Source organism: Corallococcus praedator (genome assembly GCF_003612125.1).
Taxonomy (GTDB): domain Bacteria; phylum Myxococcota; class Myxococcia; order Myxococcales; family Myxococcaceae; genus Corallococcus; species Corallococcus praedator.
Genome location: NZ_RAWI01000062.1, coordinates 20,870 through 32,197, shown reverse-complemented (window position 1 = coordinate 32,197; position 11,328 = coordinate 20,870). Strand labels below are relative to the sequence as shown.

8 protein-coding genes are annotated in these 11,328 nt (G+C 71.3%); 7 read left to right on the top strand and 1 reads right to left on the bottom strand.

Annotated features, from left to right (window positions below):
- The first annotated feature begins 242 nt into the window (after positions 1–242).
- From D7Y13_RS11095 to D7Y13_RS11085, 3 genes are read left to right on the top strand one after another with little or no spacing between them, the layout of a single operon-like run.
- Positions 243–764, top strand: a complete 522-nt coding sequence (locus D7Y13_RS11095; protein WP_120538483.1) for an RNA polymerase sigma factor — start codon at positions 243–245, stop codon at positions 762–764.
- Entirely contained in the window at positions 764–1,570 is an 807-nt protein-coding gene (locus D7Y13_RS11090; protein WP_120583858.1) for a tetratricopeptide repeat protein, read from the top strand. Before D7Y13_RS11095 ends, D7Y13_RS11090 begins: the two co-directional genes overlap by 1 nt.
- A gap of 43 nt (positions 1,571–1,613) precedes the next feature.
- Positions 1,614–2,816 carry a DUF7305 domain-containing protein gene (locus tag D7Y13_RS11085; RefSeq protein ID WP_120583857.1) on the top strand — a complete coding sequence of 401 codons (1,203 nt, stop codon included), beginning with the start codon at positions 1,614–1,616 and terminating at the stop codon, positions 2,814–2,816.
- 13 nt (positions 2,817–2,829) lie between these two features.
- Here D7Y13_RS11085 and purU read toward each other — a convergent pair whose 3' ends face one another.
- Entirely contained in the window at positions 2,830–3,693 is an 864-nt protein-coding gene (gene purU / locus D7Y13_RS11080; protein ID WP_120538337.1) for a formyltetrahydrofolate deformylase, read from the bottom strand.
- A gap of 254 nt (positions 3,694–3,947) precedes the next feature.
- Here purU and D7Y13_RS11075 point away from each other — a divergent pair, with 254 nt between their 5' ends.
- The 4 genes from D7Y13_RS11075 to D7Y13_RS11060 all read left to right on the top strand — a co-directional run bounded on the left by D7Y13_RS11075 (position 3,948) and on the right by D7Y13_RS11060 (position 11,305).
- Positions 3,948–4,820, top strand: coding sequence for a TIGR02587 family membrane protein (locus D7Y13_RS11075; RefSeq protein WP_120536483.1), 873 nt, complete (start codon positions 3,948–3,950; stop codon positions 4,818–4,820).
- Positions 4,817–5,185 carry a hypothetical protein gene (locus D7Y13_RS11070; protein WP_120536482.1) on the top strand — a complete coding sequence of 123 codons (369 nt, stop codon included), beginning with the start codon at positions 4,817–4,819 and terminating at the stop codon, positions 5,183–5,185. Before D7Y13_RS11075 ends, D7Y13_RS11070 begins: the two co-directional genes overlap by 4 nt.
- A gap of 48 nt (positions 5,186–5,233) precedes the next feature.
- Positions 5,234–8,521 carry an MSCRAMM family protein gene (locus tag D7Y13_RS11065; protein ID WP_147444307.1) on the top strand — a complete coding sequence of 1,096 codons (3,288 nt, stop codon included), beginning with the start codon at positions 5,234–5,236 and terminating at the stop codon, positions 8,519–8,521.
- 78 nt (positions 8,522–8,599) lie between these two features.
- Entirely contained in the window at positions 8,600–11,305 is a 2,706-nt protein-coding gene (locus D7Y13_RS11060; RefSeq protein ID WP_158620376.1) for a carboxypeptidase-like regulatory domain-containing protein, read from the top strand.
- The last annotated feature ends 23 nt before the right edge of the window (positions 11,306–11,328 follow it).

Below are 11,328 nucleotides of genomic sequence, written 5' to 3'. Positions count from 1 at the left end.
GCGCTGTCCGGGGAGGTGCTCCTGGGGCGGCCCCGGCTGGGCTACGCGCGGGACGGCGCGTTCGTGTTCCGGGAGGACGGCTGGTCCGTGCGACCCCGACTGGGAGTGGGAATGGTGATTTTTCCGTGAGCGCCGATGACCCGATTCCGCCGCGCGCTGCCTCTGTGTCGGACATGAGGAGTTCGGGCTCACATGCGACCGTCGCCCCCCGCGCGCCGGAGGACGCCCGACTGGCGGCGGCCATGCGGGGCCAGCGCGACGCCATCGAGTCCCTGCTCCTGGACTTGCTGCCCCGGGTGCGCAACCTGGTGCGCTACCTGGTGCGCGGGGACTCGGACGTGGAGGACATCGCGCAGGAGTCCCTCATCGCGCTCGTGCGGGGCCTGCCCACCTACCGCGGTGACGGGCGTTTCCACGGCTGGGTGGACCGGGTGGTGGTGCGCACCACGTTCGCGTGGCTCAAGCGTTCACGCGGGCGCGAGGCCCGCTACAGTGGGGATCCGGTGGAGTTGCTGGCGGTGCCGTCCGATGAAGCCCTGGCGGATGAATACGTGCACCGCCGTCACATGGTGACGCTGCTGGACAGGCTTTCGACGGAGCAGCGGCATGCGTTGGTGTTGCATCACGTCCTGGAATTGAGCGTGCAGGAGATCTCCACGGAACTGGGCGTCCCCTTCGAGACCGTGCGCAGCCGGCTGCGGCTGGGACGCACCGCCCTGCGTGCGCTGGCCTCCGACGGCGACGCGCCGGAAGGAGGCGCGTGATGGCCTCCTTCCCGTCAGGGGATGGCGACGAGGAACCGCTGAAGGACCTCCTGCGGCCGCTCGACGATGAATCAGGGCCGGCGCGTCGGCTGTCCCGCCAGCGCTCCAGCGCGCTCGTGGCGGCGGCGTTGGACGCGGCGCTCCAGCCCACGGCCCCCCCGCCCCCTTCCCGGCGCAGGCGGCCTCCCGTGTGGCTGATGGCGGGCGCGGCGCTCGTGTTCACCGGGGCCGCGGCCGCCGCCGTGTGGCAACTGTCGCGCCCGGAGGCCTCGCCGCCGCAAGTGCTGACCCCCGCCGTGCCCGAGCCGACCCGGCTGGCCACGCTGGAGCCGGTGCCGCTGCCCGAGCCCGCTCCGCCCGAGCCCTTCGTCATCGAGCATCCGCGCCCCTCCCGTCCGGCCGCCGTGGGCACGCGGGAGCCCGCGCGGCCGGAGGACCTGCTGCGGCAGGCCAATGGGCTGCGCTCGGAAGGCAAGTGGAAGGAGGCGGAGGCGCTGTACCTGCGCGTCATCCGCGCGCAGCCCTCCTCGCTGGCGGCGTACGTGGCGCGCGTGGCGTCGGGGTCGCTCCGGTTGGAGCACCTGGGCGACGCGCGGGGAGCGCTGCGACAGTTCCAGGATGCCCAGCGCTTCCAGCCCGGCGGCATGCTGGATCCAGAAGCCCGACACGGCGAGGCCGAGGCGTACCGCGCGCTGGGCGACACGGCGGCGGAGACCCGGGTGCTGACAGCGTTCATCGCACTGCATCCCGATTCACCACTGAGCGCGGCTTCTCGCAACCGACTGCGGGAGCTGTCGCGGCCATGAGGCCTGTCGGCGTCGCACTGCGGAACACTCCAAGGACCTGTCCATGAGGCCCCGGGTCGCGGCATTCGCGCTGGCAGCCTCGCTCCTTGCCTCCGCGTGCACCGTGAATGATCCGGTGGCCACGATTCACACGCCTGACGCGGGTGCGGGTGGCCCCGTCCCGGAGGATTGGACCACTCACTGCGCCAACAGCGGACCGCCGCTCCTCTTGGGCGACCCCGGCGCCGGTCCCCTGCTGTGCAGTGGCCAGTTGGCGGAGTCCCTGTTCCGCCGCGCGGCGTGTACTTGCGAGGGCCTGTCGCTCAGCGCCCCCTTCCTCGCGGATGCGTTCCGGAGCAGCGCGGGCCCATACGCGCCCGGGGGCACGGGCGGCGACGTAGGCGTCAATGGCGCACTGTCCGCGAACGACCGCGTCCAGGTGGGCGGTGCGCTCCAGGTGGGCGGCGCGTCCGGACTCCAGCTCAGCAGCCCGCTCTCCGTGGGCGGCAGCCTGGACAGCAACGGTCCCCTCACCGGTCCCGGCGCCTCCGCCACCGTGTCGGGCGATGCCCGTGTGAACGGCGACGTGGCGCTCGCCTCCCTGACGGTGGGCGGCGTGCTCACCGTGCCCTCGGAGTTCACGCCCGGCCCGGCCCAGGCCGCCGAGCTGCGCCGTGAACCCGTGGCCCCCGTCATCCCCTGCGCGTGCGACGCCGCGTCCCGCTTCGACCCGGCCGCGCTCATCGCCCACCACTCGCGGGACAACGACAACGCGGCCATCGGACTGGACCCGGCGCGACTGGAAGACGTCACCGGGGAGGCCGTGCTGGAGCTGCCCTGTGGCCGCTTCCTGCTCACGCGCGTGGCGGGGACGGGCCACGCGACCCTGCGCATCCGGGGCCGCACCGCGCTGTTCATCCCCGGCGGCGTGAACCTGGTCGAAGCCCTCACCGTGGACGTGCAGCCCCCGGGAGAGCTGGACCTGTTCGTGTCCGGAGGCTTCGTCGTGTCCGGGCAGCTCACGCTGGGCTCCACCGCCCTGCCCTCGCGCGTGCGCGTCTACGTGGCCGGCACGGAGGCCCTGGACATCTCCGCCGGCAGCACGCTCGCCGGCAACCTCTACGCGCCCCAGGCCCAGCTCAACCTGAGCGGCAACGCGGAGGTGTTCGGCGCCCTGTTCGTGCGCCACCTGGAAGCCTCCGGCGCCGTGCAGGTGCACCACGACGCCGACGTGCTCGACGCGGGCGCCGCCTGCCCCGCCGGATAGCCGCGCCCGGACTTCAGCGGAAGACGACGGTCTTGTGGCCGTTGAGCAGGATGCGGTGCTGCACGAACCACGTCACCGCGCGCCCCAGCACCACGTTCTCCACGTCCCGGCCCATCGCCGTCAGCGCCTCCGGCGACAGGGTGTGGTCCACGCGCTCCACGTCCTGTTCGATGATGGGTCCCTCGTCCAGGTCGCCCGTGACGAAGTGGGCCGTCGCGCCAATCAGCTTCACGCCCCGGTCATACGCCTGCTGGTAGGGCCGCGCGCCCTTGAAGCTGGGCAGGAACGAGTGGTGGATGTTGATGAGCCGCCCGCGCAGCGCATCACACGTCTCCGCGGAGAGGATCTGCATGTACCGGGCGAGCACCACCAGGTCCACGCGCTGCTCGCGCACCACCTCCAAGAGCCGCGCCTCCTGCTGCGCCTTGTTGTCCGGCGTCACCGGCAGGTGGTGGAACGGGATGTCGTGGGACGCGGCCAGTTGGTAGAAGTCCCGGTGGTTCGACACGATGGCCGGAATCTCCACCGGCAGGATGCCGCTGCGGTAGCGATACAGCAGGTCGTTCAGGCAGTGGCCAATCTTCGAGACGAGCAGCAGCACCCGGGGCTTCACCGACGCGTCATGCAGACGCCAGTCCATGGAGAAGCGCGGCGCGAGCTGCGCGAACGCCTCGCGCAGGGCGCCGGGGTCGGTCTTCGCCCCCTCGTCCGCGAAGTGCACCCGCATGAAGAACAGCCGCGTCTGCGGATCTCCGTACTGCGCGCTGTCGAGGATGTTGCAGCCGTGCTCGGCGAGCCATCCGGAGACGGCGTGGACGATGCCACGCTGATCCGGGCACGACAGCGTGAGGATGTACTGGGCGGGACGCTCGTTCATGGGCGGCGCGGACTATAGCGGACCGCCTCCAGACAGGTCCGGTGCCACGCCCCTGCCCCCGAGTGCACCGTGGCGTGTCCAACGCTCGCGCACGGCCCATCCCGGTCCCAGGCCCCCGCCCCCGCTCCACTCCGTTGACTGGAGGGCACACCCGATGCCCGCACCGCCGGCGGGCCTGGACCGTCATCCCGCGCGCGATTCACGCCCCCGGGAGACTTCCCTCCTGGAGAAGCGACCCTAGACTCCGGCGAGTCATGGCCGACGTCCTCCCCGCCCACGCGCCCCGTCGCCGCCGTCCGGTGCCGGAGTCCCTGCGCGAGTACGGCCGGGGCATCGCGGGCGGGCTGCTCTTCAGCCTTCCGCTGCTCTACACGATGGAGGTGTGGTGGGCGGGCTTCACCTCCCATCCCGCGAGCGTGCTGGGCTACCTGGTGGCCACGTACGTGCTGCTGCTCGGCTACAACCGCTACGGGGGCTTCCGCCGGGACGTGTACTGGTCCGACGTCTTCACGGACTCGCTGGAGGAGCTGGGCCTGGGGCTCATCGTGTCCACGGCCGTGCTCGTGCTCATCGGCCGCATCACCCGGGGCACGTCGCTGCAGGAAGCGGTGGGGATGGTGGTGGTGGAGGCGGGCACGGTGGCCATCGGCGTGTCGGTGGGCTCCGCGCAGTTCGGCGGTCAGCACCGGGAAGAGGATCCGGAGGAGGACCAGCGGAGGCTGGAGTCGGCGGAGCACGTTCCCGCGCAGCTCGTCATCGCGTTCTGCGGGGCCATCCTGTTCGCCGCCAACGTGGCACCCACGGAGGAGATCGTGATGATCGCGGTGGAGACCCCGCCGGGGCACCTGCTGGGGCTCGCCGTGCTGTCGATGCTGCTGGGCGGGCTCATCCTCTTCCAGAGTGACTTCACGAAGGCGCATCGCTTCACGCGCCGCCGCCTGCGCCGGGACGTGCTGGCGGGGACGGTCATCACGTACGCGATGGCGCTGTTGTGCAGCGCGCTGGTGCTGTGGTTCTTCGGCCGGTTCGCCGGCAACGGCCTGGGCGTGTGCGTGGCGCAGGTGGTGGTGCTGGGGCTCGCGTCGACGCTCGGCGCTTCGGCGGGAAGGCTGCTCATCCAATCATGAAGACCCCCTGGAACTGGCTGGAAGGCGTCGTCTTCGTGTCCAGCTGCGTGCTGGTGGCGCTGGTGCTGGGCTACCTCGCGGTGGACGCCTGGACGATGGGGAGCGGGCCCCCGGACCTGACCGTCACGGTGGGCACGCCCGTGCGAGGCGTCAGCGGGTGGCGCGTGCCCGTCACCGTGGAGAACCACGGCGACGTGGCGGCCGAGGAGGTCCACGTGCGCGTGTCCCTGCGCGGCGAGCGTCCCGAGCAGTCCGAGCTCGTGCTGACGTACGTGCCCCGCCAGTCCCAGCGCGAGGGCTGGGTGGTCTTCGGTCAGGAGCCGTCGGACCTGGAAGCGCGCGCCGTGGGTTTCGCGACGCCCTGAATCACAGCTTCCGACCGCGCTGCTATCCTGGCCTCCATGCGCAAGGGGATGCGGCTCAGGTGGCTGACGGGCGCGGTCGTCATCTTCGGACTGCTGCTGCTGACGTTCTTCCCGCGAACGGGTGAAGCGCCCCCGGCATCCGCAGCGCGAAACGCCGCCTCCCTCGCGGGGACGTCAGGCCCGGGTGCCGCTTCGAAGCACGCCGTGCGCTCCCCCACGGGAAGCCTGCGCATCACCGGCACCGTGAGGAACGAGCACGGTCCCGTGGCGGGCGCGCGGGTGTCCGCCTCGCGCGTCGACCCGGAGGAGACGCTCTCCGAGCGCCCCTGCCCCGCGCCCGACCTGCTCACGGCCGACGCCGGAGCCGCCGGGTTCGCTCCTCCCACCCGGCTGAGGGACTGCTGGCCCCAGGCCCAGGCCCGGGTGCTGGAGCAGGTGAGCGCCCGCGAAGGCGAAGCGCCCGTCCTCGCGGAGACGACGACCGCAGAGGATGGCACCTTCGTGCTCGATGGACTCCCGGAGGGCGCCGTCACGCTCTGGGCGCTCGGTGACTCGGGCGCGGTGAAGCAACACGACATCCTGGCCGGGACCCGGGATGTGGTGTTGTCGCTCGACGACGGCCTCGTTTTCGAGGGCAGCGTCAAGGTGGAGGGTTCGACGGAGCCCCTCACGGAGGTGACGCTCACGCTGTTCTCCCATCACCACACGCGCTTCTTCGACGTGCGCGCTGATGCCCGGGGACACTTCCGCCTGGGGCCCCTTCCCCGCACACGCTACGCCGCGCTCTTCGCACTCGCGGGCGAAGGCGTGCTCCTCATCCGGGACGTGGAGCCCGCTGACCTGGAGGCGCTGACACTCCGCCGTCCCTCGCGCTTCGCGGGGCAGGTGGTGTCCGAACAGGGTGCGCCCGCGGCGGGGGTCCAGGTCTGGCTGTCGCCCCTCACCTCCGACGAACTGGACCTCATCCAGGCCACCACCACGGACTCCCAGGGGCGCTTCGCGTTCACCACGGCGCTGCCCTCCGAGCAGGAGGTCTTCACGCGGAGCACGGCGCAGGATGCGTTCGCCTCCATCGAGTCCCCGCCCGGGGAAGGGCTGTTGCTCCAACTGCGACCCGGCGTCTTCCTCCAGGGCACCGTGCGGGACGACACCGGGAAGTCAGTCGCTGGAGCGAAGCTCACGGCACGACCCTTCCAGCCCGTCGCCCTCGGCGAGCGCGGGCAGGCGGTGACCCGCGCGGATGGGCGCTACCGGCTGGGCCCGCTGGCCCCCGCGACCTACGAGCTCCGCGTCCAGGCCGAGCACCACCTCGATGAAGGGCCCGTGGACCAGGAGGTGGCCGAGGACACGGAGCCCTGCGACTTCACGTTGTCGCGTGCAGGTTCGGTGGAAGGGCGGCTGGTCGACGAGGCGGGCCAGCCGCTCGCGGGCCTGGAGGTGAAGCTGCACACCGGCGAGCTGCTGCTCACCGGGACGGGCGGGGATGAAGACATCGCCGTTTCGGATGAGACCGGGCGCTTCGTGCTGGACTCCCAGGCCGTGGGGCCCGGGTGGATTGAACTCAATGGGGACCGCTTCATCCCGGAACGGTTCGCCGTGCGGATTCCCTCGCGGGGCATCCGACGGGTGTTGCGCCGGGGCTCCACCGTCCGCGGCACCGTCGTGAGCGCGGCGGGAGCCCCCCTGCCCGGCATCAGTATCACCCTCTGGAAGCGCGACGTGCAGGATGGCGCCGCGCGCTCGGGAGCCACGGACGAGCAGGGACGCTTCACCCTCCAGGGTGTGAGTCCCGGCCGCTACGTGGTGGAGGCCTCCGTCCAGGCCCCGGCCCACACGCGCAGCGTCTCGCAGCCGGTGGAGGTCGCGGACGCGGAGACCACGACGGTGTCCCTGCGGATGGAGGGGACCCGGACGCTGACGGGCCTCACCGTGGACGGAGCAGGTCGGCCCCTGCCGGGGGTGCTCATCCGGATGTGGGTTCCCGAGGAGGACCTCCCGCTCTACCGGGAGAACCCCGACATGCCCTGGATGGGCTTGGAGAGCCTGCGCTCGGACGACGAGGGCCGCTTCGTCCTCAAGCACCTGGACGCCTCCCGGTACGTGCTGACCGCGAACCACGCGGACTACGACTTCGAGCCCGCCAGGTCCCAGGGAGGCATCCCCGGCAAGAAACAGACGCTGCGGGTGGGAAGCGACGTCCGCGAGGTCCGACTGGTGCTCCACCGCAGACCCCACGCCCGGGGCCGGGTGGTGGGGCCGGGGGGCGCGCCCGTGACGGCGTTCACCGTCAACTTCGACGAACACCGCTCCCCGAGCGGCGACTTCAACGTGGACCTGTCCGGAGCCACCGACCGCCACACCCTGGTGATCCGCGCCAAGGGCCTGGCGACGCTGGAGCGGACGTTCACGGTGGAGGGCGGGGCCGACGTGGACCTGGGCACGCTCACGCTGTCGGGAGGCCGGACGGTGCGCGGCGTCCTGCGCGAGGCCCAGACGGGCCGCCCCTTCACCGGCGAGTTGCGCGATGCTCCGGGGCGCGGGGTCCAACACTCGGGCACCGTCTTCTACCGGCTGCGGAGCGAAGGACCCGGCGACCCCGTGCTGGCATTCCGCAGGCTCCGGGCCGCGCTGACGCCAGACGGCACCTGTCTCCTGGAACACCTGCCCTCCACGCCCCTCACCCTCGAATTGGAAGTCCCCGGCTATCTGCCGCTGCGCCAGACGCTGGACGCCGGGGCGCGGGAGTTCACGGCCCTGCTGGAGCGCGGAGCCCGGGTGGAGGTGAACATCCGGGATGCCCAGGGGCGCCCCATGCGGGCGATCCTCCTCATGACGATGCCGGACGGCGACACGCAGCAGCGCGTGGTCTCCACGGGCACCCTGGTCATGAGCGGCCTTTCCCCGGGCCTCTATTCCTTCACCGCCGTCCCATTTGATGAGGACGACAAGAGACTCTCCGAGGGCAACGTCCAACCGAAGTCCCTGCGGGTCCCCGCCAGCGGGCAGGTCGTCGTCACGCTCGAAGCGCTGGAGCGTGGCGCCACGGTGACGTTGCGGCTGGCGGAGGACGTCTTGAAGGCCCTGCTCATCCCCGGCTCGGAGCCCTGGCCCGAGGACGTCATGGCGTCCCGGCGGCTGGCGGCACGAAGCCATCCCCAGGAGCGGCTGGCGCAGCTGCCCGTGACGCTGCGCTTCGAGCGCGTCCCCGCGGGCCACTACACGCTCTTCGCCATCGACCGCGCGACGGAACGGATCCACCGGGAAGAGCTGGAGCTGCCCGCGGAGGGCACGGTGTCCCTCGAAGTGCGCCCAGCGTGGAGACCGCTCGCCCCCTGACGTGGGCGTCCCTCCCATGCTCCCCACCTGACGGAGTTCACGGGTGGAGGCTATCCTGGCCGCCGCATGCGCAAGGGGATGCAAAGCCGGTGGTTGATGGGCGTGGTCGTCGTCCTTGGACTGCTGCTGCTGACGCTCCTTCCACGAACGGAGGACACGCCCAGGAATCCGGCACCGCGAAGCTCCTCCTCCCAGGAGCGTTCGCTGAACACGTGGAACACGTCGGAGCACGCCGTGCCCACCCCCACCGGAAGTCTGCGCATCACCGGCGTGGTGCGCGATGCGCGAGGGTCGGTCCCAGGCGTTCGCATCACCGCCTCCCGGGCGGACGCGGAGACCCTGTCGGAGCGACCGTGTCCCGAGCCCCTTCGCGACAGACAGGCCCCCAGCAGTGTGCGGGAGAACGCCTGCCGCATCGTGCACATGGAGGAAGAGGTCGCGCGGCTCGTGGAAGCGCGCGAAGGCGAGGCGCCCGTGTTCGCGCAGACGACGTCGGCGGAGGATGGCACCTTCGCCCTCGAGGGACTGCCCTCTGGAGCGTTCGCGCTCTGGGCCCTGGGCGAACACGGCGCGGTGATGCGCCCGGAAGTCCCGGCGGGCAGCGAGGCCGTGGAGCTGGAGTTGGAGGAAGGCTTCCAGCTCTCCGGCACCGTGACGGAGGCGCTGGGACACACGCCCATTCCCGGGGCCCGGGTGACGGTGCTGCACGAAGCCCACACCCGCTTCTTCGACGCGATCGCGGATGATCAGGGGCGCTTCCGCGTGGGCCCCCTTCCTCCAGGACGCTACCTGGAGGTCGCGAGCGCGCAGGGATGGCGCACGGGGGTCTTCCGCGAGGAACCCTGGATCGACTCCGACGTGGAGGTGGACCTCAAGCTCCATCGGATGCGCTGGCTGGAAGGCCTGGTGCTCACGCCCCAGGGCCTGCCGGCGGAAGGGCTCACCGTGAACCTGCGTCCCGATTTCAAGGGGGCGGACCTCCAGACCACCCGAACCGACGCCCAGGGGCGCTTCACCTTCGAGGAGGTCCCGGCGGTCCTGAACCACGCCTGGGTCTGGAACCCCGAGCGGACCGCTTACGGCGAGGCCTCGACGGAGAAGACCTCGGAGAAGCTCGTCCTGCGGATGACGCCCTGTTCGTTCCTGGAGGGCACCGTGCGGGATGAACAGGGCCGCCCCCTGGAAGGCGTGCGGCTGACCGTGAAGAAGCAGGACCCGGGCGACGACCCGCCCCCGGAGGCCCTCACCGACGAAGCAGGCCACTACCGGCTGGGGCCGCTGATCGGGCCCTACCTGGAAATCACCCTCACCCGCGACCACTTCATGAACAAGGTGGAGCACCTCTCCCGGAGGGATGACCTCGCGAGGACGTGGGACTTCACCCTGGCTCGCGCCGTGTCGGTCGAAGGCACCGTGGTCGATACCGGAGGCGCGCCACTCGCGGGGGTCGCCCTGCGGTTCCTCTCCAAGCGCGACGCCGCCGATGGCTTTACCCGGGCCAGGAGTTCGAACCGGGACGCGAACACGGTGTCGGACGAGGCGGGCCGCTTCCTGTTGGATTCCGACCGGGAAGACTCGGGCTGGCTCTTCGCCGAGGCCAGGGACTTCACCGCCGCGAAGGTCGACGTGAAGGTGCCCTCGACGGAGGTCCGCGTGGTGCTTCACCGGGGCGCCTCCGTGTCCGGCACCGTCGTGGACGCGAAGGGAGCCCCCATGACGGACGTGACCGTCAAGCTGTGGGACACCACTCCGGGGAGCGGCGACGCACACACCGACACCGTGGACGCAAAGGGCGGCTTCTCGCTGCGAGGGCTGAAGGCCGGGCCCTACATGCTCGAGGCCTGGCGCAGGACCCCTGGCATGGAGCAGTCCACTTCGCGGCCCGTTGAACTGGAGGAGCACACCCAGGCCGAGGTGACACTGCGCTTCGAGGAAGGTCGCACGCTCGAAGGAATGACGGTGGACACCTTCGGACAACCGGTCCCGGGCGTCCAGGTCCGGGCCTGCATCCCGTTGGACGACGCCCCCGCGTGGCAGCTCCTCGTTGAACCGTGCGACCCGCGGGAGCGGGGCGGGGTGCGCTCCGGCCCGGACGGGCGCTTCGTCCTCCAGCACCTGGTGGCTCCGACCTACCAGCTCGTCGCCTGGAAGGAGGGGCGAAGCTTCGCCCCCTCGCGCTCACGGGGTGGAACGGCCGACGCCTTCTCGTTGCACGTCGCCCCGGGCTCGGAGGACCTCCGGCTGGTCCTGGAGCGAAGCCCCCGCCTGAAAGCGCGCGTCGTGAACGCGGAGGGCCAGCCCCTGTCCTCTTCGCTCTCGGTCAAATACGAATACAAGGGGGCCACCCAGGCGCCGGACGGCGTCTTCGACCTCGTGCGGCGGGACACCATCGGCGGTGTCCGGATCAGCGCGGAGGGTTTTTTCGACCTCGAACGGGACGTGGAGGGGCAGCCGGGTGAGGACGTGGACCTGGGCACCCTGGTGATGACCCGGGGCCGCAAGACACGCCTGTTCGTTCGCGACGAAGCGAACCCGGGGTCCATGGCGGGAGTCCCCGTCTTCGTGGTCCCCAGTTACAAGGACAACCCCCAACCGGACCGGGACCCCGATCCGCCTCGCTTCCACGGAAGGCTCGACGCGGAGGGCGCGATCGACCTGGACGGCCTGCCCCTCACGACCCGCCTCTTCACCGTCCGATTGCAGCAGGACGGCCGCCAGCAGGACGTGTCACTGGACGCCCATCAGGAGGTCGTCACGGTGACGGTGCCCGCCCGTCCGCGTTGAGCACGCGCTCCGCGGTTCGCGGC